The organism is Thermodesulfobacteriota bacterium (assembly GCA_040756475.1).
GTDB lineage: Bacteria > Desulfobacterota > Deferrisomatia > Deferrisomatales > JACRMM01 > JBFLZB01.
Genome location: JBFLZB010000072.1, coordinates 1 through 22184, shown reverse-complemented (window position 1 = coordinate 22184; position 22184 = coordinate 1). Strand labels below are relative to the sequence as shown.

Sequence of the window (22184 nt, the reverse complement as noted above, 5' to 3'; positions counted from 1 at the left end):
GAGGAGCTTTCGCGTACCGTCGCTGCTCTCCTGCTCCGAGACCACCCGGGGAAGAGCCAGGCTCGCCTCGGCCCGCAGCTTGGCCCGCACGCCCTGGGAGAGATCGGTCATGGCTTCGAAGTCGAGGACGCCGCGCCGGTACACCCACTGCATGAGCTGGCGGGCGCGGAAGGGGCGCTCCCCGATGCCCTGGAAGAAGCTCTCGAGACCCGGCAGGTCGAGCCCCAGGAGATTTGCCGCAGAGGTCATGGGTTCCACGAGCGGAAGGTGCGAGAACTGCGGGTTCCTTATAACGCGCCCCTTCCCGGCCCGTCAACGGCGGGGGGGGCCCCGCTGGATCCCCCTACCACCCCACCCGCAGGTGCTCGGTCACCGCCCGGGGGAGCTGGGAGACGAGCTGGCCGGCCCGGGCGAGCCCCAACCCCAGGGGGCTGCCTTGCCAGCGGAGCAGGATCGGTCCGTCCTCGCCCGCCCACGGCAGGCTCTGGCCCGAGAGCAGGGCGCGCAGGGCCGCCCCGTCCAGGTCGCAGAGCCGCCGCGTGGCCGCCCGGCCGAAGACCTGGAGGCCGGGGGTGGAGGGCTTGAGGGCGCCGCTCTCCGAGGCCTTGAAGAGGCGAAGTCCCGCGCCGACCCACCGGTAGGCGTCGCACGCGCCCGCCGCCTCGCGCCGGACGGCAAAGACGTGCTGTCCCCGTCGCAGGAGGCGGTGGCCGGCGAGCGATTCGGGGGGGATGCCGAAGGCCGCGTCGAGCACCGCCAGGGCGCGGCGCTCCTCCTCAGGGCTTAGCCAGTCGGACGACAAAGAAACCCTCCGAGTCGAAATGGTGGGGGTAGAGGCGGCGCGCAAGGGAGAGCTCGGGGGGGAAGGGGCGCCCCTCCCACGCGGCCAGCCCGGGCTCGCCGGCGACGTCCACGGGCACGGGCTCCACCCGGGCGCCGGTCTCCTCGAGGAAGAGCCCCACCACGCCCTCGTTTTCCTCGGGCGCATAGGTGCACGTGGAGTAGACGAGGGTTCCGCCGGGCTCGAGCACCTCGTAGCCGCGGCGCAGGAGCGCCCCCTGCTGGCGGGAGAGGTACTCGCGAAGGCCGGGTTTCACCCGCCGGGGGCGGGTCTCGCCGCCACGCCAGGTGCCCTCTCCGGAGCAGGGAGCGTCGACGAGGACCCGGTGAAATGGGTGGCGCTGGGGAAAGTTCTGGCCCGAGTAAGCGGTGACGACCGCGCACGAGACGCCGAGCCGCTCCAGGTTGGCCAGGAGGGACTTGGCGCGCTGGCCGCTCGGCTCGTTGGCGACGACGCAGCCCCGGTCTTCCATCGCCTGGGCGAGCAGCGTGGTCTTGGAGCCCGGCGCGGCGCACAGGTCGAGCACGCGCTCGCCCGGCCGGGCCCCCAGGGCCAGGGCCGCCGCGGCCGAGGAGGCGCTCTGCACGTAGATCTGCCCCAGGGCGTGGGCCAGCGTGGCGCCCAGGGCCCGCCCTCCCTCGGCCGCAAGGCGCAGGAGCTCCGGGCACCAGGGCTCGGGCGCGGCGCGCCACCCGGCGGCACGCAGGGTCTCGATCACTTCGGGGGGGGTCGCCTTGAGGGTATTCACCCGGGCGTGGACGGGGCTCGGGCGGCCGTGGGCCTCGAGGAACGCCTCGAAGCCGGGCACGGCGCCCCGGTAGCGGCTGAAATGGGCCTCGAGGCGCGAGGTCACGGCCCCCGCCTCACGGCGACGCCACCCGGACGGGGCCAAAGCCGGCGAAGTCGGCGCTCACCAGGTAGTAGGTCACCCCGTTTCGCTCCCCGTAAGGGTTTTCGAAGGCTTCCCCGCCGGTGCCGTGGAGGTGGCCGAACACGGCGGCGTTCACCCGGTACTTCTCCAGGAGACGGGTGACGGGGGTCTCCTCCAGGGCCGGGGAGGTGGGGGGAAAGTGCAGCAGCGCCACCCGGAGCCGCGCCCCCGGGTCCATGGCCCCCAGGCTGGCCTCCAGCCTGTCGAGCTCGCGGCGGTAGAGGCGGGCGTCCTCCTCGGCGCTCCGGATCCCCTGGGGAGCCGCGGCGGTGCCCTCGCCGGGGAGGGGCGGGAGGTGGGGCCCCAGCCCTCGGAAATCCAGGCTCGGGTCGACCCAGCCCCGGGCGCCGGCCAGGGCCACCCCGTCCAGGAGGAGGGCGTCGTTCTGGAGGGCGAACACCCCCGGGGGAAGGGCCCGGCGCACCTTCGCCAGCGACTCCCACCAGTAGTCGTGGTTGCCCTTCACCAGCACCTTGCGGCCCGGCAGCCCGCCGAGCCACGCCAGCTCGCCGGCGGCCTCCCTCAGGCGAAGGGCCCAGGACAGGTCCCCCGGCAGGCACACCACGTCGTCCTCCCCCACCGCCTCGCGCCACGCCCGCTCCACCCGCGCCACGTGCCCGCGCCAGTGGTCGCCGAAGACGTCCATGGGCTTGGCGCCGGAGAAGGACAGGTGGAGGTCGGAGAGGGCCCAGAGGGTCATTCGTCGGCTCGTTGCGGGTTGCTCGTTGGAACTTCACGCCTCACGCTTCACGCCTCACCCCCCTGGCACCTGTGCGGCGGCACCCCTTATACTCAACCTCCCCCGGGCTGTGCGAGGAGAAACGCGCCATGAGGGAAGCCGCCGAGGAGCTCCTGCCGCCGGGCTACGTGGTGGCCCTGCGCCGGCTGTGCCTGGGGGGGCGGGAGGTGGGGCTCTTCCAGGTGGCCGACCCCAACGCCCTGGCCGACGGGATGGGCCCCGAGGACTTCGGGGAGGACGAGCGCTTTCCCTACTGGGCGGAGCTGTGGCCCTCGGCCCTGGCGCTGGCCGGGTTCGTACTGCGCCGGGGGCTGGGGCGGGAAACTCGCGTGCTGGAGCTCGGGTGCGGGCTGGGCCTGGCGGGGGTGGCCGCGGCCCTCAACGGGGGGCAGGTGCTCTTTACGGACTTCGAGCCCGACGCGCTGGCGTTCGCCCGGGCCAACCACGCCCTGAACCTCGGCACCCCGGGGCGCACCCTGCTCCTGGACTGGCGAGAACCTCCCGCCGGGCTCTCGGCACCCCTGGTGCTGGCCTCCGACGTCCTCTACGAGCGCAGGTTCCTCGCCCCGTTCCTCCACACCCTCGCCCGGGTGCTCCCCCCCGGGGGCACCGCGCTGGTGGCGGAGCCGGGCAGGGCCGTCGCCGAGGGGACCGTGGAGCAGCTCGAGGCCCGGGGCCTGGCCCGGAACCTTCACCTGGAAGAGGTGGACGCCCAAGGCCGCATCCACGGCGTGTGGATCCACGAACTGAGTGGTCGCTGATCTTCGGTCACCCCGAAGGATGAAACGCAGCGCGTTCACCCGCGCCCCAGGCCCCTTTCCCCTCGAGGGCGAGGGGATGCAGGGAGAGCAGTTTCGCCAGAGGAGACCCTGATGCCAATGGGCACGCGGGAAGAACCAATCGCGCAGCGCAACCCCCTGGTGTGGGCCGGCCTGGTCTTGGCCCTGGCGGGCTCGCTGTGGCTCGCCGCGCGGCTGCAGGCGGTCGTGGTGCCCCTGCTGCTGGCCTGGTTCCTGGCCTACGCCCTGGACCCCGTGGTGGACCGCCTGGAGGCCCGCCGGGTACCCCGGGCGGCGGGCATTGCCCTGGTCTTCGCCGCCGTGCTGGCAGCCGCGGCGGCCTTCGCCCTCCTGGTGGTTCCCACCGTGGCCCGGGAGCTGCGGCAGGCGGCCTCGGCATTGCCCGCCTATGCCGTCCAGGCCCAGGAGGTGTGGTTGCCCCGGGTGGAGGCGCTCCTGGGGCGCCCCCTGCCCACCGAGACCGGGGAGCTGCTGCGGGAGTCCGCGGGGGCCCTGCAGGAGCGCCTGCCCGGCATGCTCCCCCGGGCGGCCCAGGCCCTGGGCCGCGCCTTCGCGAGCGCCTGGAGCCTCCTGGCGGCGGTCTTCGGCCTTGCCCTCATCCCGGTCTTCGCCTTCTACCTGCTCCTGGAGCTCAACGGTCTGGGGGGCAAGGCGGTGGCGCTCCTCCCGCCAAAGACCCGACCCGCTGCCGCCCGCATCCTGGAGCGCTCCGACGAGGTGCTGGGGGCGTTCGTCCGGGGCCAGCTCATGGTGTGCGCCGTGCTGGGACTGATCTACGCCGTGGGGCTCTCCGCGGTGGGGATCGACCTGGCCTGGGCGGTCGGCCTCCTCTCGGGGGCCCTCCTGGTGGTGCCCTACCTCGGAACGGCCGTGGGGCTGGCCCTGGGCAGCCTGCTCGCCCTGCTCAAATTCCAGGATCTCGCCCACCTGCTCGCGGTGTGGGGCGTGTTCGGCGCGGGCCAGCTCCTGGAGAGTTTCCTCCTCACCCCGCGGCTCCTGGGCGACCGGGTGGGGCTGCACCCCCTCGTGGTCATGGTGGCCGTGGTGGCCGGGGGCGAGCTCTTCGGGTTCCTGGGCGTCCTGCTCGCCGTGCCGGCCGCGGCGGTGCTCCGGGTGGGGCTGGCCGAGGCCTACGATGCCTACCGGCGCTCTTCCATCTACGGGGAAGCGCCGTGACCGTGGCCGCCCGGCTCCCCGCTCCCCACGACTTTCTCCTCCACCTGCGGGGCTGCGCACCCGACCTGGCCCGGCGCTTCGACGGTATCCAGGGGATGGAACGGGCGAGGGCCGAGCTGCGCATCCGTGCCCCGGCGGGGAGCTGGGCGCTCGGCGAGCTGGAGTTGCGGCGAGACGAGCTGGCCCGGGAGGTGGAGCGATTCTTCGGCCCGCCCTTCTCGGCTGCCCTCCATCCGGGAGCCGAGGATCCGGAAGCCCTGCCCTTGCCCGTGGTCTCGTCCAAGGTCTGGAACCACGTGGCCTTCCTTGCCTGGGAGGGCCGGCGCGCGGGCGTCCTCGCCGTGCGCAAGCCCCGGTACCGGGACGCCTGGGTTCCGGCCGCCCGCGCCGGGGACGGCCCCGCCCTTCGCCTCCTGGAAGACCCGGAGGCGGCCTGGGTCCCGGCCGAGCTGCCGGAGGGGGAGGGGCCCGAGGCCGCCCTGCCCGGGTTCCTGGACGAGCTGGCGGCCCTGGCCCGGGAAGGCGGTTCCTACGCCCACCTGGTGGCCGCCTTCCCCGGGGACGCGGCCGCGGATCGCCTGGAGGCCCGGCTCTATGCCGTCAAGGAGTGGGGCACGCCGCGCACCCCGGCCCCCCTCCTTCACAAGTACACCGGCCGCCTCCACTACTGCGGCCCGGCCCTGCCCCTCCTGGGCCTGCGCCTGGCCCGCATTCGGCTCGCCCGGGGCTGAGACCGTTTGGTCCCGGCGCAGAAACCACCTGAGATCGTGAGGCTCTTCCGGATCGTGTGGGTGGACCCGCTGAGGAGCGAACCCCGGCGTCTGGAGGTGTAGGGTAGGCGAACCCACACGGATCGGAACGAAGCCCGAATGTTCCGAATCCAGAACGGGTGCCGGTCCCGTCTCGCGTTTCCACCTAAAGCCAGCAAACCCAGCAGCCGATCCTTGTCCCGCGATCGCAAAATCGAACGACCCGATCCGGGAGCTCCTCCCCATGCCCCAGACTGCCCCCCTGCGCATCCTCGTAGTGGACGACGAGCCGGCCATCCTGCGCACCCTGGAGAGCTTTCTGCGGCTGCACGGGTACGACTGCCAGACCGAGACGGACCCGGCCGCCGCCCTGGCCCGCCTGGAGCAGGAGATCTTCCACCTGGTGATCACCGACCTGGTGATGCCCGGCCTGGACGGCATGGAGCTGGTCCGGCGTCTCAAGGCCGGCCGCTTCCTCACCGAGGTCATCGTGATGACCGCCTTCAGCTCGCTGGACCGGGCTCTGGAAGCCTACCACCTGGGGGTCTCGGACTATCTGCTCAAACCCTTCGAGAGCCTGGAACACGTGGCGGCCGTGGTGGGTCAGGCGGAGGACCGCCTCAACCGCTGGCGCCAGGCGATGGTGCGGACGATGGAGGAAGGGGGGGAACGGTGACGCTCGAGCGGGTGCTGGGAAGCCGCAACCGGGTTCGGATGCTCCGGGCCCTCTTTCGCCGGGACGGCACCTCGGGGCGCTCGGCCGGGGCCCGGGCCGGGCTGGCGCCCTCGGCCGCCAAGGCCGCCCTCGAGGAGTTGACGGCGGCGGGGATCGTGCTTCGCACCGACGAGGGCAGCCGGGCCTGCCACGAGATCAACCGCAGCCACCGCCTGGTCCCCGCCCTGGAGCGCCTCTTCGGCGAGGAAGCCCGCCTTGCGTCCCGCCTGCCCGCGGACTTGCGCAGCAGCCTGCGGGCGCTGTCGCCCGAGCCGGAGCTCCAGTGCGTGGGGGTGTCCCGCGAGGGGACGGCGACCCTGGCGCTGTCGCCCCTGCCGGGCCGGCCCGAGGTGGAGGCGGCGGTGGGGGGCCTGCTGAAGTTCGAGTACGGCCTGCGCCTGGCAGGGCTCGTGGAGGACCCCCTCCGGATCCCGGAAGCCGAACGGCTCTGGTGCCTGCCCGCCCGCCACCCGGCCACCCCCATCCCGGAGGGCGAGCGGGAGCGGGCCCTGCGGTTCTTCGGCATTACCCGGCCCGGGAGCCGGCCGGGAACCTAGCCCCCCGGCCGTGAGCCAACGTGCCCAACGACCTGGTTGCCCCCGCGGAGCACCCCATGAAAGCGTCAGCCCAGACCCATCCCCCCTCCGGCGCCTGCACCCCCTGCGCCGGCTTCACGGTGCTCGTAGCCGACGACGAGGAGAGCATCCGCGACGTGGCCCAGGCGGCCCTGGAGCTCGACGGCCACCGGGTCCTCGCGGCGCGCGACGGCGCCGAGGCCCTGGGCCTGTTCCGGGAGCACCGGCCCGACGTGGTGGTCTCCGACATCCGGATGCCCCGGATGGACGGCATCACCCTGCTCGAGCAGGTCCGCGACCTCTCCCCCGGCACCGAGGTGGTGCTCATCACCGGCTTCGCCGACACCACCCTGGTGATCGACGCCCTGCGCCGGGGCGCCTCGAACCTCATCGAGAAGCCCTTCCGCCCGTCCGAGCTGATCCAGCAACTCCAGCCCTCGTTCCTGCGCTGCGCCCTGGCCCTGGACGCGGCCCGGCTGCGAGAAGAGCTTGAGGCCGGGCGAAAGCGGCTCGAGCTCCACCAGCGCATGGCCACCATGGGCCGGCTCCTGGCGGGCCTGGCCCACGAGATCAACAACCCGCTGACCTTCCTCAAGGGCAACGTGGAGATCCTGCGCCACTTCCTGTCCCGGGCCGTCGAGGGAAGGGAGTCGGAGGGGCAGCGCGGCGCCGGCCTGCGCCAGACCCTGGCCCTCCTGGACGACATGGAGTTCGGGGCCCGGAGGATCGAGGAGCTGGTGGCCGCCATGCGCCGGTTCGGGAGCCCGGTGGGGAGCTCCCGACGCCTCGTGGCACTGCGGGAGGTCATGGACAACTGCCTCAAGCTCACCCAGGCCAAGCGGTCGCCCGGGACGAGACTCGAGGTGGAGCGCCCCGGCCCGCAGGTGCTCGTGGACGCCGACCCCGTGGAGTTGGAGTCCTGCTTCGTCAACCTCCTGGTCAACGCCTACGAAGCGCTCCAGGTGCAGGGGGCCTCGGTGCGGTTTGCTGCGTCGCTTCTGCCCTACGCCACGGGGGCGTTCCACGGCCTCGTGGAGGTGACCGTGGAAGACGACGGCCCCGGCATCCCCCAGGGCACCGTGGACGAGGTCTTCACCCCCTTCTTCACCCGCAAGCAGGGGGGGATGGGCCTGGGGCTCAGCCTGGCCTACGAGGCGGCCAAGCGAAACGGCGCCCAGATCGAGATCCACACGGCCGAGGGCCAGGGAGCTCGGGTGGTGGTGCGGATGCCCTACCGGGGCGGGGAAGAGGTCCCGCCAGGCTCAGGGCCCCCTCAAGCTCCCGGGGCCGGGTGACGATGAGGGGGCCGCCCGAACGGCGCTAGCGCGAAATACCACCCGACGAAGGTAAGGAGGACGTCATGCTCCAGTGGGAATCCGCCATGGCCACCGGCGTCGCCGCCGTGGACCGGCAGCACAAAGACCTCGTCCAGCGGGTCAACGAGCTCCTGACGGCCATGAAGGCGGGCAAGGGCCGCCAAATGGTCGGCGAGCTCCTGGCGTTCCTGGGGAAGTACGCCGTGGAGCACTTCGGCACAGAGGAGGCGTTGATGCACAAGCACGCCTACCCCGGGTACGCCGAGCACAAGGCCATCCACGAGGCGTTCAAGAAGGACTTCGGGGCCCTGGCCGCCCACTTGGAGGCCAGCCCGGCCAACCTCTCGCTCACCATCGAGGTGCAGCGCCGGGTCATGGACTGGCTCAAGACCCACATCCTAAGCGTCGACGCGGACTTGGGGAAGTACCTGGTGGGCAAGGGCGTGACCTGACCCACCGCCCCCTGCGTCCAGGTCAGCGCGCGGGGCGGTCCTCGGACCCGCGCCGGCAGACCACCTTCTTCCACGCCTCCGCGAGGTTGAAGCCCGGACTCTGGGAGGGGGTGTGGCACCCGCGGCACGAGGGCTCCACGGCCTTGCGGGTGCGCCCGATGCGGAGCGCCGGGTGGAGGCTGCCGGGGCCGTGGCAGCTCTCGCACTGGACGCCCCTCAGGTCGAGGCCCGACCCGAATCCTCCGGCGACGCCGAACCCCGTGACGTGGCACTCCAGGCACTCGGCCCGGTTTCGGTCCCGCTCCGACAGGGTCTCGTACGCGCGGGCGTGGCCGGTGCCCCGCCACTGCTCGGCCTGGGCCGGGTGGCACGCGGCGCAGGCCGGCTGGGAGGCGAACACGGGCTTGCTGTCGCGCAGGTTGACCGTCAGCTCCTCCTCCGAGACATACCGCTCGGGGTGCTGCAACCGCACCATCCCCGCGTAGGCGTAATAGCCGTCCACGAGGCGGCGGACCCCGGGGTCGTCCGGGTCGTCGGGGTGCATGGGGACAAAGGTGTTGCGGAACTCGGGAGCTCCCTTCCCGCCCCAGCTCACCCGCAGGGATCCCAGATACTTGCCGAGCTGGGTGGTGTTGGCCACCAGGGCCTCGCCGATTCGCCACGGGAGCTTGAGCTTGTCCTCCGGGTCGCCGGCCACGTACACGTCGACCTCGGGAATGTTCTTGGCCATGACGCGGAACCGCTTCGGTTCGGCAGAGGAGAGCACCACCACGAAGTCGCAGCCCTGGGCCCGCAGTTCCTCGGCATACCGCTTCACGGTGGTGTAGAGGGCGTCGATCCGGATCCCCTGGCGCAGGGGCTCCAGACCCTCGATGGGCGCGCCGGAGTCGAGCACCCCGAGGAGCCCCACGGTGCGCCCGCCCACCTTTGCGACGGCGTACGGCGCAAAGAGCGGCTCCCCGGTCGCCCGGTCCAGGAGGTTGGCGCACAGAAAGGGAAAGTCCGCCACCCGCTCCAGGGCCCGCAGCGCGTCCATGCCCGCGGCGAAGTCGTAGGGCCCCAGGGCCAGGGCCGCCACCCCGATGGCGTTGTAGGCCTCCACGATGACCCGGGCCTTGTACCGGAGCTGCTCGGCCTCCACCTCCCGCAGCAGGCGCCGGTAGAAGAACAGGTTTCCCCCGTCCACCACCAGGGGCCGACCCCCGGCGGAACGAAGCTCGTTGACGTGGTGCGCCTTCTTGGCCAGACCGCCAAGCGGGTTCTGGGCTCAGCCGCAGATGCCCACCGTACCGCGCACATCCGAGGTGTAGATGAGGTGGAGCTCTTCGGGCACTGTCCCGGCGGTGCCCGCTCCGGAGAGGATTCCCAGGATCACCGCCGCCCACAGCAAGCTACGCATGGCCGCCCCTTGGCCCCTTCCGTCCGCCGCAGCGGCCCCAGGGGCTTGGAAGAAGTACCGGCGGCCCAAACCGCCAGCCGCCGCGCCCCCCACGGGGGACGCCCCAACCGGGAGGATACCAGGGTTGGCTCCCGCTTCGCACCCCAAACCCGCTCCCGTGCCCTGTTTTGCGAGGAATGGCGCGGCTTTGGCTCGCTTGACACCCCGCCGGCTATCGTCTACGGTACGGTGGCTCGTGCGCCGGCTCGCCCGGCGTGCTCCCGTGGCCCCCATCCCCTCGCCCGGATCCGCCCATGAGCCTCCTCATCCTGGCCTCCGGCTCTCCCCGCCGCCGGGAGCTCCTCGGCGCCTTGGGGATCCCCTTCGAGGTGCGCAAGAGCCGCGCCGACGAGACCCTTTCTCCCAGCCTGACCCTCTCCGACGCCCTCCAGGACGTGGCCCGGCGCAAGGCCCGGGACGTGGCGGATGCCGCCCCGGCCGAGGCCTGGGTCCTCGCGGCGGACACGGAGGTCGTGCTGGGGGGGCGGGTGCTCGGCAAGCCCCGGGACCGGAGCGAGGCCGAGGGATTCCTCCGGGCCCTGTCGGGGGCGAGGCATCGGGTGGTTACGGCGGTGGCCTTTCGGGGGCCGGGGGTGGACCGCTGCCTCTGTGTCGCCACGCAGGTGCGCTTTCGCCGGTTGGGCGAGCCCGAGATCGCCTGGTACGCCTCTCTCGCCGAGCCCTACGACAAGGCGGGGGGCTACGCGATCCAGGGGCAGGGGGCCTTTTTGGTAGCGGAAATCCGGGGCTCCTACACCAACGTGGTGGGGCTGCCCATGGCGGAGACCGCGGACCTCCTGGCCGAGGCGGGCCTGGCGCCCTGGAGCGTCTCCCCCCCAAGGACCCGTTCCCATGACCCCGAGTGACGCCCTGGGCGCCGCGGGCCGGCGCTACCGCGAGGTGCGCGCCGCCGTAGAGCGGGCCGCCGCCGCCGCCGGGAGAGACCCCGCCTCGGTGCGCCTCCTGGCCGTCACCAAGACGGTTTCCCCGGAAGGGGTGCGCGAGGCCTACGCCGCGGGGGCCCGGCTCTTCGGGGAGAACTACGTGCAGGAAGCCCAGGGCAAGGTCGATGCCCTCCCCCGGGACGCCGCGTGGCACATGATCGGGCATCTCCAGTCCAACAAGGCCCGGCGCGCCGCCGAGCTCTTCGCCTGCATCCAGTCCCTGGACCGCCCGTCGCTGGCCGACGCCCTGGAGAAGGCCGCTCGGGCGCGCGGCCAGCGCCTCGACGTGCTCTTGCAGGTGAACACCGGGGACGAGGAGACCAAGTCGGGGACGACGGCGGACGGCGCCGTGGAGCTGGCCCGCAGTGCGGCCCGGTGGCCCAGCCTGCGGGTGCGCGGCCTCATGGCCCTGCCGCCCTACTGCGACGACCCGGAGGAGGTGCGCCCCCACTTTCGGGCCCTGCGGGAGCTGGCGCAGCGCATCGCCGTCCTTTGCCTGCCCGGGGTGGAGATGGCCGAGCTGAGCATGGGGATGAGCCACGACTTTCGCGTGGCCGTGGAGGAGGGAGCTACCCTGGTGCGGGTGGGCACAGCCATCTTCGGGGCGCGACCGGCGCCCGGGAGCCGCGGGAGCGGCGAGGAGGCGAGATGACGAAGCTGCCGCGCGTGGCCCTGGTGGGCCTGGGCAACATGGGAGAGGCCCTGCTCAAGGGCCTCCTGGAGCGGGGGCTCCTGTCCCCGGGGCAGGTGTCCGGAGCCGAGCCCGTGCCGACGCGCAGGGAAGACGTGGCCCTGCGCTACGGCATCGCGGCCCACGAGGGCGCCGCCGACGCCTGCCGGGGGGCGGGCGCCGTGGTGCTGGCGGTGAAGCCGCAGGACGCGGACTCCGTGCTCGGAGCCATTGCTCCCGCCCTGGCACCGGGGGCGGTGGTGGTGAGCGTGTGCGCGGGGGTGACCCTGGCCCGGTTGGGGCGGCGGCTTCCCCCCGGCACCGCGGTGGTGCGGGCCATGCCCAACACGCCGGCCCTCGTGGGGTGCGCCGCGAGCGCGTACTGCGCCAACGAGCACGCGGGACCGGCGGAGCGCGAGATCGCCCGGCGGCTCCTCGGGGCCGTTGGGGAGACCTACCCCCTGGCATCGGAGGGGCTCCTGGACGCGGTCACGGGACTGAGCGGGAGCGGCCCCGCCTACGCCTTCGCCTTCCTCGAGGCCCTGGCCGACGGGGGCGTCCTCATGGGGCTTCCCCGCCCGCTCGCCCGGGACCTGGCGTGCCAGACCCTGCTGGGAGCGGCCCAGCTGGCCAAGGCCTCCGGGGAGCACCCCGCCGAGCTCAAGGACCGGGTGGCCTCCCCGGGGGGGACGACCATCGCCGGGCTCCGGGAGCTGGAGCTCGCCGGCTTCCGCGGGGCCGTGGTGGAGGCGGTGCGCGCCGCCGCGCTCCGCTCCCGGGAGCTGGGCCTCCCGGAGGGAGGCTGAGACATGTTCGTGATCGCGAATTTCCTGCGGGCCGCCGCCACCGTACTCGACCTGGTTCTGGTGGTCTACCTTTGGCTCGTCATCGCCCGGGCCGTGCTCTCCTGGGTGAACCCCGACCCCTACAACCCCATCGTGCGGTTCCTGTACCGGGCCACGGACCCGGTGACCCACTGGGTGCGCCGGCGCGTGCCCCTGAGCTTCGGGGGCCTCGACTTCTCTCCCATGCTGGTGATCCTGGCCATCTACTTCCTGCGGTCCTTCCTCGTGGCGAGTCTCTTCGACCTGGCCCGCCGCCTGGGCCCCTGACCCCCGACCCCGGGAGGCCCCCATGCGCATCACCCCCCTCGACGTGCACGAGCAGACCTTCCGCGTGGCCTTCCGGGGCTTCGACCCGGGGGAGGTGGACGCCTTCCTCCAGCGCGTGGCCGACGAACTCGAACGCCTGATCGAGGAGCGCGACGCCGCCCGGGCCGAGCTGGCGCAGGAGAAGGACGCCCGCCGCAACCTGGAGGGAACCCTGGCGGCCGCCCGGGACCTCCAGGCGGGCCTCCTGGAGCAGACCCGGGCCGAGGCCGAGGCCGTGCGGCACCAAGCCCAGCTCCAGGCCGACCGCATCCTGGCGGGAGCCAACGAAGAGCTCGTGCGCGTGCGGCGCGAGATCCTGGAGGCCCGGGAGCGCCGGGGGCTGTGGCTCGCCGAACTGGGGGCCCTGGCCGACACCCTGATCCGGTGGGTCGAGGACAAGTCGGCCCAGCCCTCGGGGGCCCCGGACCTCATCTCCCGTCCGGGAGCGCCCACAAGGCCTGACGCACCGCAGGAACCCCAGGGAACACCAGCTCTTGGAGGCTCCCCCGGGGGGAGCACCGAGGAAGGGACGCTCGTAGGGGATGCCAGCTAGGAGCGGGGCCGCGGCCGAGCTGGAGGTGTGGGTGCAGCCCCGCGCCTCCCGAGACGCAGTGGCCGGGCTCCAGGGCGGAGCCGTCAAGGTGCGCCTGACCGCCCCGCCGGTCGACGGCGAAGCCAACGATGCCCTGGTGCGGTTCCTCGCCAAGCAGCTGGGGGTCGCCCGCAGCGCCGTGACCCTGGTGCGCGGCCACGCCTCCCGCCGCAAGATCCTGTGCATCGAGGGCCTGACCTTGGAGGAGGTGACGAAGAGGCTTTACCCCTCACCCCCCTCCTTGTAGCCGCAGCCGCGCTTGGGGCAGCGCACGGCGGGGCCTGCGCGGGTTTCCTTTTCCACCAGGAAGGGATGGCCGCAGGCGGGGCAGGGGCGGGGCACGGGGCGGTCCCACAGGGCGTTTTCGCAGTCGGGGTAGCGGTTGCAGGCGAAGAAGGTCTTGCCCCGCTTGCTGCGCTTCTCCACCAGTTCGCCGGTGCATCCCGGGCGGGGGCAGCGAACCCCCGTGGTGACGGGCCGGGTGAAACGGCACTCGGGGTAGCGACTGCACGCCACGAACCGCCCGAACTTCCCGGTGCGCAGCACGAGCTCGGCCCGGCACTCGGGGCAGGCCTCCCCCGTCTTCTCCCCGCCGCGCACCGCCACGCCTCCGTCGGTGCGGCGCTCGAACTCCTTGGTGTTACGGCACTCGGGGTATCCGGAGCAGGCCAGGAAGAAGCCGTTGCGCCCCCAGCGGATGACCATGGGCTTGCCGCAGCGCTCGCAGGCCACGTCGGTGGGCTCTTCCCGGGCCTTGACGTTCTCCATCTCCTGGGCGGCCTTCTCCAGGGTCTCGGAGAACGGGCCGTAGAAGCCCCGCAAGAGGTCCTGCCACTGGCGTGTCCCCTCCTCCACGTGGTCGAGCTCGGCCTCCATCTCCGCCGTGAAGCCCACGTCGAGCACCCGGGGGAAGTTGCGCACGAGCAGATCGGTGACCAGCACCCCGAGATCCGTTGGAACGAAGCGCCGCTCGGCCATCTTCACGTAGTCCTTCTCCCGCAAGGTGGAGAGGATCTGCGCGTAGGTCGACGGCCTGCCGATGCCCTGTTCTTCGAGCTCCTTGACCAGGGTGGACTCGGTGAACCGGGGCGGTGGCTGGGTGAAGTGCTGGCCGTGGGTCAGGTCCACCAGGCGCAGGACCTCCCCCTCCGCCAGGTCCGGCAGCTGGCGGCCTTCTTCGTCCTCGTCGGGGGCGCCGCCCTGGGCGTCGTCCACGCCCTCCACGTACACCGCCGTGAAGCCCTTGAACCGCAGGATCGACCCGGTGGCCCGGAAGAGATAGGGGCCGGCCGCCACGTCGAAGGTGGTCTGGTCGTACTGCGCGGGCTTCATCTGGCACGCCACGAACCGTTCCCACACCAGCTTGTAGAGTCGGTACTGGTCGGGCTCCAGGAAGGGCCGCACCCGCTCGGGCTCGTGGTCCATGGAGGTGGGGCGGATGGCCTCGTGGGCGTCCTGGGCGCCCTTCTTCGCCCGGTACACCACGGGCTTCTCGGGCACGAAGGAGGGTCCGTACACCCGGGCCACGTGCTCGCGGCACGCGGCCACCGCGTCGTCGGAGAGGCGCGTGGAGTCGGTGCGCATGTAGGTGATGAGCCCCACCGGCTGGCCCTCCACGTCCACGCCTTCGTAGAGGCGCTGGGCCACCGACATGGTCTTCTTGGCCGAGAAGCGCAGCTTGCGGAAGGCATCGCGCTGGAGGGTCGAGGTAATGAAGGGGGGCGCCGGGTTGCGGCGCTTTTCCTTCTTCTCCACCTTGGCGAGCCGAAACGCCTGCTCCCGGGCCTGCGCCAGGGCTTCCTCGGCCATGGCCCGGTTGCCGAGCCTGGCGGGTTTGCCCTCCACCTTGCGCAGCCGGGCCGTGAAGGCCGGATCCTTCGAGCCCCGGAGCACCGCGTCGACGGTCCAGTACTCCTCGGGCGTAAAGGCCTGCACCTGCCGCTCCCGGTCCACGACCAGGCGCAAGGCGACGGACTGTACCCGGCCGGCGGAGAGCCCGCGGCGCACCTTGTCCCATAGGATCGGGCTGATCCGGTACCCCACGAGCCGGTCCAGGATGCGGCGGGCCTGCTGGGCGTTGTAGCGGTTGGCGTCGATGGGCCGGGGGTGGGCCAGGGCCTGCTGCACGCCCTTCTTGGTGATCTCGTTGATGAGCACCCGGTAGATGGGCTTCTGCCCGCCCCGGGGCCGGATCTCCTCGGCGATGTGCCAGGCGATGGCCTCCCCCTCCCGGTCCGGGTCGGGGGCCAGGTAGACCACGTCGGCCGCCTGGGCCGCCTTCTTGAGCTGGGCGAGGACCTTGCCCTTTCCCCGGATGACCCCGTAGCGGGGCTCGAACCCCCGGTCCACGTCGACCCCGAGCTCGCTCTTGGGAAGGTCTTTCACGTGGCCCACGCTGGCCTCGACCTGGAAGTCCTTCCCCAGGTACCCCTTGAGGGTGCGGGCCTTGGCGGGGCTCTCGACGATCAGCAGCGATTTTGGCATTGGCCTGTCATTCCCGAGGCGCGGTCTTCACCGCGCCGGTCCTTGTCCGTCCGTGTCCGTCCGTGTCCGTCCGTGCCAGTCCACGCGCTCGTTCAGTGGTACACGCCGTCCAGGTTCCCCGCCAGCACCAGGGCGCTCACCCGCTCGTCCGAACCCGGCGCCGCGCGCAGGAGCAGCGCCACGAGCACCCGCACCTCTTCGGCCCCGAGCTCGGGCTCCTCGAGGGTGAGTGCCTTGGCGTACACCGCTTCGCGCATGGCCTCGTCGATGATGCCCCCCTGCTCCAGGCGCAGGAGCAATCCCCGGGCCGCCGCCGAGAGCTTGCGGGCCTCGTCGGCGGTGGGCGTGCGCAGCGCGGCTCCCGGGGCCCGCGCCGGGAGCATGGGGGTCCCGGTGCGGCGCAACCGCTCCATCCAGGAGAACGCCCGCTCCACGTCGTCCTCCACAAACCCCGCGTCGAGGAGCTCGTCGCGCAGGTCCCAGGGATCTTCCACCGCCGAACCGTCCGGCCCGTAGCGCCGGGCGATGTAGGCCACCACTTCGAACATCCTGCCCTTCATGGACTCTCCGATCCGCTGCGAGCCCGGGAGTACCGCTTCCCGGGCCATTCTTCGGCAAACCCCCCGAGAACCAGCTCCATCAGCGCCGCCCCCGCCCGGGCCGCCCCCATGTCCGCCCGCGCCGCCACCTCGTCGATGTGGAGGGGAACGGCCTCCAGGGCCTCCCACACGCTGCGGTGGGCCGCCGGCGGCTCGGGGGGCCCGTCCCGCGGCGGCCGGAGTGCCGAGGCCGGAGAAGGCCCCCCGGCAAGAGGGGGCAGCTCGGCCAGCACGTCCTCGGCCCGCTCCACCAGCTTGGCCCCCGCCCGCAGGAGGCCGTGGGCGCCCCGGGCGTTGTAGGACCCCGGGAGGCCGGGCACGGCGAAGACCTCCCGCCCCTGCTCCAGGGCGCAGGTGGCGGTGATGAGGGAGCCGCTGCGCTCGGCGGCCTCCACCACCACGACGCCCAGGCTCAGCCCGCTGATGATGCGGTTGCGCCGCGGGAAGTGGTGGGCGCGGGGTTCGCTCCCCAGGGGAAGCTCGCTCACCCAGGCCCCGGCTCCCCGCACCGCCCGGGCCAGGGCCTCGTTCCACCCGGGGTAGATCACGTCGAGCCCGGCCCCGAAGACGGCGGCGGTGCGCCCCCCCGCATCGAGGGCCCCCTGGTGAGCCGCCGCGTCGATCCCCCGGGCGAGCCCGCTCACCACGGTGATTCCGGCCCCGGCCAGGTCCCGGGCCAGGGCCCGGGCGAAGCGCACTCCGTAGGTGCTGGCCCTGCGGCTCCCCACCACGGCCACCGCCCGCTCGTCGCCGGTCTCCAGGGAGCCTGCCAGGTAGAGCACCGGGGGGGGGTCCGGGATCTCGGCCAGGAGCCGCGGATAGCCCGCCCCCCCGTACACCGCCAGGGTGAACCCGCCCTCGGCCGCCCGCCGCACCTCCTCCTCCCAGCGGCTGCGGGCCCTCCGGGCTTCCTCCAGGGCTCCCACCAGGAGCCCGGTCGCGCCGCACCGAGCCTCGAGCTCCGCCCGCCCGGCGGCCAGGACCGCGCCGGCGCCACCGAAGGCGTCCACCAGGGCCCGGAAGCCCCGATCCCCCACCCCCCGGGCGCCCCGAAGCACCAGGGCATCCACGACCCCACGTCGGTCCACGCGCTCCTTCCTTCCCCGCAGGCGGCCCCGGGGGGCAACGGCCCGTTACCTTAGTCCCTGCGCCCCCGGGATTTCAAGGCGCCGGAGCGGTCAAGATCCACCGCCCCCCTCACGCTACAGGAGATTCACCGGGTCCACATCCGCCTGGACGCGCACCTCCGGGGCGGGCGGATCGGCGTCCCGGCGGTCCAGGAGCCGGCGCAGCAGCCGCTGGAGGGGAGCGGCCTCCGGTCCCGGCCCCTTCAGGAGCACCTGGAACCGCCACCGTCCTCGCAGCCGCTCCAGGGGTGCGGGCGCCGGCCCCAGCACCTCGACGCCCGTGCCGGCCAGGGCCCGCGCCCTCCCGGCCTGGACCTCCGCCTCCGTGCGCGCCGCTGCCGCCTCGGGCCCGGAGATCCGCAGGAGCGCCAGGCGCCGAAACGGCGGGAAACCCGCCTCCCGCCGCACCCGGAGCTCGGCCCGGGCAAAGGCCTCGTAGTCGCCGGCCACCGCCGCCGCAAGCACCTCGTGGTGCGGGTTTCGGGTCTGGAAGAAGACCCGGCCGGCCAGGACCTCGCGTCCGGCCCGCCCCGCCACCTGCATCAGGGTCTGGAAGGTGCGCTCCCCCGCCCGGAAGTCCGGGAAGTGCAGCGAGAGGTCCGCGTCCACCACCCCCACCACCGTGAGCCGGGGAAAGTGGTGCCCCTTGGCCACCATCTGGGTACCCACCAGCACGTCGGCCTCCCCCCGGGAAAAGGCCCCCAGCACCGCCGTGCCCCGCCCCTGCCGCACGGTATCGCGGTCCAGGCGCACCACCCGGGCGCCGGGCCACGCTGCGAGCGCTTCCTCCAGGAGGCGCTGGGTGCCGGCGCCGGCAGCCGCCAGCTCCCCCTTCCCGCAGGCGGGGCACGCCGGGGGCGGCACCCGCTGGCCGCCGCAATAGTGGCAGAGCAGCGCCGGCGCACCGGTATGCCGGTGCAGGGTCAGCGCAATGGAGCAGCGGCGGCAGCCCAGCGCTTCGCCGCACCCCCGGCACACCAGGGCCGGACTAAAGCCCCGGCGGTTGAGGAAGAGCAGGGCCTGCTCTCCTCGCTCCACCGCCCCGGCCACCGCCAGGCGCAGGGGCTCGGAGAGGAGGACCCGAGCCCGGCGGCGGCTCTCCTCCTGGCGCAGATCCACCACCTCCACCTGGAGGGCGGTCGAGGCCAGCACCCTGCGGGGAAGCACCGCCCGGGCGTAGCGACCCGTGTCGGCGGCGTGAAAGGTCTCCACGTCTGGGGTCGCCGACCCCAGGAGCGCCACGGCGCCGCAGGCCCTCGCCCGCACGAGGGCCGCGTGCTTGGCGTGGTAGCGCAGGCCCTCTTCCTGCTTGTACGAGGGCTCGTGCTCCTCGTCCACTACCACGAGCCCCAGGCGCCGGACCGGGGCAAAGACCGCGGATCGGGCGCCCACCGCGACCCGGATCTCCCCGCTGTGCACCCGCAGCCACTGGAGACGCCGTTCCCTCTCGCCGAGCGCGCTGTGGAACAGGGCCACCGCGTCCCCGAAGGCGGCGCAGAACCGCCCCACGATCTGGGGCGTGAGCGCGATCTCGGGCACCAGCACGATCGCGCCCCGATCCCTCTCCAGGGCCTGTTCCACCGCGCGAATGTACACCTCGGTCTTCCCGCTGCCCGTCACCCCCTGCAAGAGGATCGGGGCAAACGCCCCCGCGTCGAGCCCCCGGCTGACCTCCTGGAGGGCCGAGACCTGCTCCCCGGAGAGCTCCTCCACCCCCCCCTGGCCGGAGAGCGCGAAGCACGAGGGGGCCGCGGGCAGGGCGGCAGCCCGTGCTCGCGAAACCCAGCCGCGGGCCACCGCCCTGGCCAGGGCCTCTCGGCTGACCCCCCGAGCCCGCAGGATGGCCGCCGGCTGGGGCCCATCCTGCAGCCCCTCCAGCACCTGGGCCTGGCGCGGAGACCGCGAGGCCACGGTGCCGGGTGCGGGAGCGCCCGGCGCGAGCGAGAACCACTCTTCCCCCGGGGGCGCCGGCGGAGCGCCCACCCGCCAGGAGCGCGTCGCCTCTCCCCGGCCGAGGAGCCGCGTCAAGGCCGCCTGCTCAGCGGGGCGGATCCCTCGGGCGGGGATCTCCCCCCGGGAGCGCAGCCGGTCCAGAAGGCGCTGCTCTCCCGGCTCCCGAGATTCCCCGCCGCCGGCCGGGCCGGCAGCGGCGTAGACCACCTCGGCCGAGGCCCGCACCGAGGGGGGGACCAGCGCCGCCAGCGCCTCGCCCGGAAAGTGGTGGTAGTAGGAGGCGAGCCACAGCCCGAGCTCCAGGAGGTCGGGGGGCAGGCACGGCTCGGGATCCAGGACCTCCAGGAGGTCCTTCAGGCGCAGCGACGCCGGCGCCTCCTCGATGGCCGTGACGAACCCGGAGGTGGCGGTGCGGCCGAAGGGGACCGAACACCGAACCCCGGGCGCCACCGCCCCGCGCAGGTGCTCGGGGATGCGGTAGTGGAAGGTTCGAGATAAGGGGCGAAGGACGGCGACGCGGGCGCACAGTGCCATGGGTACGGGCGCGAGGGTGCTCGGGGTCAGGGACGGCCCCCCTCGAAGGCCCGCCGCCAGTCCGGCAAGGTCGTCGGGCCGCCCCCCGGCTCGGACCGGCGCGCGGCCCAGGCGGGCGCCGTCGGGGATTCCCGCGGCGGCCCCACCACCTCGATGCGGCCCGAGCCCGGGAGGTCGAACCACCCGGGCCAGCCCCGGGGCCCGGGCTCGCCCAGGCGCACCTCTTCCCCGCCGGAGAACCGCACAGCCAGGGGCCAAAGGGGAACTCGGGCGAAGTGGACCTGGGCGAGGGCCGACTCCCCCTCCCCCTTTGCCCCCAGGGTCAGGGCAACCCCGTCCTGGGACCGGGCGCTTCGCGCGTACCCCGAGCGGCGCAGGTCGACCCCCGCCATCTCCAGGCTCGCCCCCAGACCCTGGGCGGGACCGGGCATGAAGAGATCCAGCGCGCGCCAGAGGGCGGCCAGGGGGCCCGGCGCCGGCAGCCCGGGGCCGGCGTCCAGGTGCACCTCGCGGCCGCCCAGGAGCAGCGCGTGCCGACCGGGTCCCGCCGCGTAGAGGCTCCCTTCCTGCTCGCCCCAGCGCACGGGCAGCTCCACCGGCCCCACCGTGGTCCCCCGCGCCTGGACCCACCGCTCGAGCACCTTGCCCGAGGGGACCACGTAGGCGAGCGCGGCCGGAGCCGCGACGAGCATGGCGGCGAAGATCCACCGGGCGGCGGTCCGGGGGCAGGCAAGGCGGGCCGCGGGGGGGCAGCGCAGAAGTGTCACGCCGGAATCGTCCGGGCAGGGTGGACGGCGGCCCGGAGCCTCTTGGGCCGGTCCGGCCCGCGCGGGCACAGGGGGACGAAATGGAGGCGGCTCAGGAGCCCGTCCTCTCCCGCAGCTCCGCCTCGGACTTGCAGTCGATGCACTGGGTGGTCACCGGCCGGGCCTCCAGGCGCTTCTCGCCGATCTCCTCGCCGCAGCTCTCGCAGATGCCGTAGGTGCCTTCCTCCAGGCGCTGCATTGCCTCCTGGATCTTCTGGATGAGCTTGCGCTCCCGGTCCCGGATGCGCAGGAGGAAGTTCAGGTCCGACTCGGCGGTGGCCCGGTCAGTGGGGTCGGCGTAGGTATCCTCTCCTTCGCTGAGGTTGCTCATGGTGCTGTGGGCTTCCCCCACGAGCTCGTCGAGCCGGGACTGGAGCAGCGCCCGGAAGAATTCAACGCGGTCAGGTTCCATGGTCCATCCTCGCTGGCTCGGTTCCGGCCCGGGGGCGGGAACGCACTGGGCTCGTTTGCGCGGTTGTGCTACCCTCTATCGGCGAAAGGGACATGGATTATAACCATAACCGCCTGGTGCCAGGAACCTTTTTTGACCCCATGAGACGACTCGCGCTCCTCGCCGCCCTCCTGGCCGCCTGGCCGGCCACGGCCCGGTCTTCCGGTCCCCATCCGGAAGTGCTGGACGCCCGATCCGTGGCCATGGGGGGGGCTCTGCGCTCTCTCGCCGGGCCCCTGGAGGCCCCCCGCCTGAATCCGGCCGCCGTGGGCACGGCCCGGGGGTTCTTCGCGGGAGCCACCTATGCGACTCGCCACAACAGCTCCTTTGACGCCTTCTCCCTGACCGTGGTGGACAACGTCACCTCCCCCATGGGGGGGGCCCTCCAGTACCTGCGGCTGCGCGGGCCCCACGACCGGGAAGACGTGAGCCTGAGCCTCGCGGCGGGAAAACGGGGGCAGTGGTGGGGATTCACGGCCCGCTACGTCCACGGCCGCGGGGACAAGAATGCCCAGTGGGAGGACGTCTTCACGGGCGACCTGGGCGTGCTCTTCGAGCGGCCCGGAGGGCTTCGCCTGGCCGTCGTCGGGCAGGACCTCCTCGACACCTCCCTGGATTTCCTGGAGCGGCGGATCTCCCTGGGAGCGTCCCAGAGCGGTCTGTGGGGCTGGACGCTGGCCGCCGACGCGGTGCGCACCCTCGAGCGGGAGTTCTCCCGGGGGGTCGACCTGCACCTGGGCGCCGAGTATGCCCCGGAAGAGAAACCCTGGCGCCTGCGCCTGGGTCAGATGTGGCGCAGCGATACGGGCAAGGACTACGCCTCGGCCGGGATCGGCTGGGCCTGGCCCGGCCTCACGGTGGGGTACGGCATCCAGAAGGCCCGCCAGGAGGCCGGCGGCATCCTCCACGCATTCAGCGCAGAGGGGACTTTCTGACGAGAATCCGTCGTCGGTCTTCCGTCGTCAGTGGTCCGTGTTCCAGGTGGGCCCCCGTACCCTCTGCCCCATGCCCTATGCCCCCCCCCCCGTTCGTACGTCCCGCTCTTTCCGCCCTCCTTGCGCAGCAGGCGCACGTCGCCGATGACCATGCCCTTGTCCACGGCCTTGCACATGTCGTAGACCGTGAGGGCCGCCACGGCGAC

Annotated in this window: 26 protein-coding genes and 1 pseudogene; 14 read left to right on the top strand and 13 right to left on the bottom strand. The window is 73.2% G+C overall.

Features of this window, described 5'->3' with window-relative positions; genetic code table 11:
* The 4 genes from AB1578_11920 to AB1578_11905 all read right to left on the bottom strand — a co-directional run.
* Positions 1 to 249, bottom strand: a 249-nt coding sequence (locus tag AB1578_11920) for a bifunctional tRNA (adenosine(37)-C2)-methyltransferase TrmG/ribosomal RNA large subunit methyltransferase RlmN (protein MEW6488603.1), incomplete at its 3' end; no start/stop codon positions are given.
* 94 nt (positions 250 to 343) lie between these two features.
* Positions 344 to 802 carry a hypothetical protein gene (locus tag AB1578_11915; GenBank protein ID MEW6488602.1) on the bottom strand — a complete coding sequence of 153 codons (459 nt, stop codon included), beginning with the start codon at positions 800 to 802 and terminating at the stop codon, positions 344 to 346.
* Positions 777 to 1694: an RsmB/NOP family class I SAM-dependent RNA methyltransferase gene (locus tag AB1578_11910; protein MEW6488601.1), complete on the bottom strand. Its 918-nt coding sequence runs from the start codon at positions 1692 to 1694 to the stop codon at positions 777 to 779. The genes AB1578_11915 and AB1578_11910 overlap by 26 nt, the downstream gene beginning before the upstream one ends.
* A 10-nt stretch (positions 1695 to 1704) precedes the next feature.
* Entirely contained in the window at positions 1705 to 2472 is a 768-nt protein-coding gene (locus tag AB1578_11905; GenBank protein MEW6488600.1) for a metallophosphoesterase, read from the bottom strand.
* A gap of 128 nt (positions 2473 to 2600) precedes the next feature.
* Between AB1578_11905 and AB1578_11900 the strand changes: the two genes are divergently transcribed.
* The 7 genes from AB1578_11900 (at position 2601) to AB1578_11870 (ending at position 8294) form a co-directional block, all read left to right on the top strand.
* A complete protein-coding gene (locus AB1578_11900) occupies positions 2601 to 3272 on the top strand; it encodes a methyltransferase (GenBank protein MEW6488599.1) in 672 nt (223 codons plus the stop codon).
* Positions 3273 to 3383: 111 nt separating this feature from the next.
* Complete coding sequence (locus AB1578_11895; protein MEW6488598.1) at positions 3384 to 4487, top strand: AI-2E family transporter; 1104 nt, start codon at positions 3384 to 3386, stop codon at positions 4485 to 4487.
* Positions 4484 to 5218, top strand: coding sequence for a hypothetical protein (locus AB1578_11890; GenBank protein ID MEW6488597.1), 735 nt, complete (start codon positions 4484 to 4486; stop codon positions 5216 to 5218). Before AB1578_11895 ends, AB1578_11890 begins: the two co-directional genes overlap by 4 nt.
* 262 nt (positions 5219 to 5480) lie before the next feature.
* Complete coding sequence (locus AB1578_11885) at positions 5481 to 5912, top strand: response regulator (protein MEW6488596.1); 432 nt, start codon at positions 5481 to 5483, stop codon at positions 5910 to 5912.
* Positions 5909 to 6508, top strand: coding sequence for a hypothetical protein (locus tag AB1578_11880; protein MEW6488595.1), 600 nt, complete (start codon positions 5909 to 5911; stop codon positions 6506 to 6508). The genes AB1578_11885 and AB1578_11880 overlap by 4 nt, the downstream gene beginning before the upstream one ends.
* A 56-nt stretch (positions 6509 to 6564) precedes the next feature.
* Positions 6565 to 7821: a hybrid sensor histidine kinase/response regulator gene (locus tag AB1578_11875; protein MEW6488594.1), complete on the top strand. Its 1257-nt coding sequence runs from the start codon at positions 6565 to 6567 to the stop codon at positions 7819 to 7821.
* A gap of 65 nt (positions 7822 to 7886) precedes the next feature.
* Positions 7887 to 8294 carry a bacteriohemerythrin gene (locus AB1578_11870; protein MEW6488593.1) on the top strand — a complete coding sequence of 136 codons (408 nt, stop codon included), beginning with the start codon at positions 7887 to 7889 and terminating at the stop codon, positions 8292 to 8294.
* A 22-nt stretch (positions 8295 to 8316) separates the two neighbouring features.
* Here the strand turns inward: AB1578_11870 and AB1578_11865 are convergent, their stop codons facing one another.
* Positions 8317 to 9483, bottom strand: a complete 1167-nt coding sequence (locus tag AB1578_11865) for a multiheme c-type cytochrome (protein ID MEW6488592.1) — start codon at positions 9481 to 9483, stop codon at positions 8317 to 8319.
* 78 nt (positions 9484 to 9561) lie between these two features.
* Positions 9562 to 9693 (bottom strand): hypothetical protein, encoded by a 132-nt coding sequence (locus tag AB1578_11860; GenBank protein ID MEW6488591.1) that lies wholly within the window; start codon positions 9691 to 9693, stop codon positions 9562 to 9564.
* Between the two features lie 293 nt (positions 9694 to 9986).
* Between AB1578_11860 and AB1578_11855 the strand changes: the two genes are divergently transcribed.
* Genes AB1578_11855 through AB1578_11830 form a run of 6 tightly spaced genes read left to right on the top strand, consistent with a single transcriptional unit; the run spans position 9987 to position 13336 of the window.
* Positions 9987 to 10598, top strand: coding sequence for a Maf family protein (locus AB1578_11855; protein MEW6488590.1), 612 nt, complete (start codon positions 9987 to 9989; stop codon positions 10596 to 10598).
* Positions 10585 to 11328 carry a YggS family pyridoxal phosphate-dependent enzyme gene (locus tag AB1578_11850; protein ID MEW6488589.1) on the top strand — a complete coding sequence of 248 codons (744 nt, stop codon included), beginning with the start codon at positions 10585 to 10587 and terminating at the stop codon, positions 11326 to 11328. Before AB1578_11855 ends, AB1578_11850 begins: the two co-directional genes overlap by 14 nt.
* Positions 11325 to 12152, top strand: coding sequence for a pyrroline-5-carboxylate reductase (proC, locus tag AB1578_11845; GenBank protein MEW6488588.1), 828 nt, complete (start codon positions 11325 to 11327; stop codon positions 12150 to 12152). Before AB1578_11850 ends, proC begins: the two co-directional genes overlap by 4 nt.
* Before the next feature lie 3 nt (positions 12153 to 12155).
* Entirely contained in the window at positions 12156 to 12458 is a 303-nt protein-coding gene (locus tag AB1578_11840) for a YggT family protein (protein ID MEW6488587.1), read from the top strand.
* A gap of 22 nt (positions 12459 to 12480) precedes the next feature.
* Positions 12481 to 13050, top strand: a complete 570-nt coding sequence (locus tag AB1578_11835; GenBank protein ID MEW6488586.1) for a DivIVA domain-containing protein — start codon at positions 12481 to 12483, stop codon at positions 13048 to 13050.
* Complete coding sequence (locus AB1578_11830) at positions 13040 to 13336, top strand: DUF167 domain-containing protein (GenBank protein MEW6488585.1); 297 nt, start codon at positions 13040 to 13042, stop codon at positions 13334 to 13336. The genes AB1578_11835 and AB1578_11830 overlap by 11 nt, the downstream gene beginning before the upstream one ends.
* Here AB1578_11830 and topA read toward each other — a convergent pair.
* From topA to dksA, 6 genes are all read right to left on the bottom strand, one after another.
* A complete protein-coding gene (topA, locus tag AB1578_11825; protein MEW6488584.1) occupies positions 13312 to 15573 on the bottom strand; it encodes a type I DNA topoisomerase in 2262 nt (753 codons plus the stop codon). The two genes, AB1578_11830 and topA, sit on opposite strands and share 25 nt — an antisense overlap.
* A 92-nt stretch (positions 15574 to 15665) precedes the next feature.
* Positions 15666 to 16133 (bottom strand): DUF494 family protein, encoded by a 468-nt coding sequence (locus tag AB1578_11820; GenBank protein MEW6488583.1) that lies wholly within the window; start codon positions 16131 to 16133, stop codon positions 15666 to 15668.
* Positions 16130 to 17260: a DNA-processing protein DprA gene (gene dprA, locus AB1578_11815; GenBank protein MEW6488582.1), complete on the bottom strand. Its 1131-nt coding sequence runs from the start codon at positions 17258 to 17260 to the stop codon at positions 16130 to 16132. The genes AB1578_11820 and dprA overlap by 4 nt, the downstream gene beginning before the upstream one ends.
* A 114-nt stretch (positions 17261 to 17374) precedes the next feature.
* Positions 17375 to 19786: a primosomal protein N' gene (gene priA / locus AB1578_11810; GenBank protein MEW6488581.1), complete on the bottom strand. Its 2412-nt coding sequence runs from the start codon at positions 19784 to 19786 to the stop codon at positions 17375 to 17377.
* A gap of 26 nt (positions 19787 to 19812) precedes the next feature.
* The gene (locus AB1578_11805; GenBank protein MEW6488580.1) at positions 19813 to 20553 is read right to left on the bottom strand and encodes a hypothetical protein; all 741 of its coding nucleotides are present in this window, start codon (positions 20551 to 20553) and stop codon (positions 19813 to 19815) included.
* Positions 20554 to 20644: 91 nt separating this feature from the next.
* A complete protein-coding gene (dksA, locus tag AB1578_11800) occupies positions 20645 to 21004 on the bottom strand; it encodes an RNA polymerase-binding protein DksA (GenBank protein MEW6488579.1) in 360 nt (119 codons plus the stop codon).
* 140 nt (positions 21005 to 21144) lie between these two features.
* Here dksA and AB1578_11795 point away from each other — a divergent pair, with 140 nt between their 5' ends.
* Positions 21145 to 21978 carry a hypothetical protein gene (locus AB1578_11795; GenBank protein ID MEW6488578.1) on the top strand — a complete coding sequence of 278 codons (834 nt, stop codon included), beginning with the start codon at positions 21145 to 21147 and terminating at the stop codon, positions 21976 to 21978.
* Positions 21979 to 22067: 89 nt separating this feature from the next.
* Here the strand turns inward: AB1578_11795 and AB1578_11790 are convergent.
* Positions 22068 to 22184 (bottom strand): annotated as a pseudogene (locus AB1578_11790) (cyclic pyranopterin monophosphate synthase MoaC).

Bases quoted from the DNA above. Each gene is read 5' to 3' on its own strand.
- AB1578_11905 (MEW6488600.1), bottom strand. From the start codon at position 2,472: ATGACCCTCTGGGCCCTCTCCGACCTCCACCTGTCCTTCTCCGGCGCC.
- AB1578_11900 (MEW6488599.1), top strand. From the start codon at position 2,601: ATGAGGGAAGCCGCCGAGGAGCTCCTGCCGCCGGGCTACGTGGTGGCC.
- AB1578_11895 (MEW6488598.1), top strand. From the start codon at position 3,384: ATGCCAATGGGCACGCGGGAAGAACCAATCGCGCAGCGCAACCCCCTG.
- AB1578_11885 (MEW6488596.1), top strand. From the start codon at position 5,481: ATGCCCCAGACTGCCCCCCTGCGCATCCTCGTAGTGGACGACGAGCCG.
- AB1578_11875 (MEW6488594.1), top strand. From the start codon at position 6,565: ATGAAAGCGTCAGCCCAGACCCATCCCCCCTCCGGCGCCTGCACCCCC.
- AB1578_11870 (MEW6488593.1), top strand. From the start codon at position 7,887: ATGCTCCAGTGGGAATCCGCCATGGCCACCGGCGTCGCCGCCGTGGAC.
- AB1578_11860 (MEW6488591.1), bottom strand. From the start codon at position 9,693: ATGCGTAGCTTGCTGTGGGCGGCGGTGATCCTGGGAATCCTCTCCGGA.
- AB1578_11855 (MEW6488590.1), top strand. From the start codon at position 9,987: ATGAGCCTCCTCATCCTGGCCTCCGGCTCTCCCCGCCGCCGGGAGCTC.
- AB1578_11850 (MEW6488589.1), top strand. From the start codon at position 10,585: ATGACCCCGAGTGACGCCCTGGGCGCCGCGGGCCGGCGCTACCGCGAG.
- proC (MEW6488588.1), top strand. From the start codon at position 11,325: ATGACGAAGCTGCCGCGCGTGGCCCTGGTGGGCCTGGGCAACATGGGA.
- AB1578_11840 (MEW6488587.1), top strand. From the start codon at position 12,156: ATGTTCGTGATCGCGAATTTCCTGCGGGCCGCCGCCACCGTACTCGAC.
- AB1578_11835 (MEW6488586.1), top strand. From the start codon at position 12,481: ATGCGCATCACCCCCCTCGACGTGCACGAGCAGACCTTCCGCGTGGCC.
- AB1578_11830 (MEW6488585.1), top strand. From the start codon at position 13,040: ATGCCAGCTAGGAGCGGGGCCGCGGCCGAGCTGGAGGTGTGGGTGCAG.
- topA (MEW6488584.1), bottom strand. From the start codon at position 15,573: ATGCCAAAATCGCTGCTGATCGTCGAGAGCCCCGCCAAGGCCCGCACC.
- AB1578_11820 (MEW6488583.1), bottom strand. From the start codon at position 16,133: ATGAAGGGCAGGATGTTCGAAGTGGTGGCCTACATCGCCCGGCGCTAC.
- priA (MEW6488581.1), bottom strand. From the start codon at position 19,786: ATGGCACTGTGCGCCCGCGTCGCCGTCCTTCGCCCCTTATCTCGAACC.
- dksA (MEW6488579.1), bottom strand. From the start codon at position 21,004: ATGGAACCTGACCGCGTTGAATTCTTCCGGGCGCTGCTCCAGTCCCGG.
- AB1578_11795 (MEW6488578.1), top strand. From the start codon at position 21,145: ATGAGACGACTCGCGCTCCTCGCCGCCCTCCTGGCCGCCTGGCCGGCC.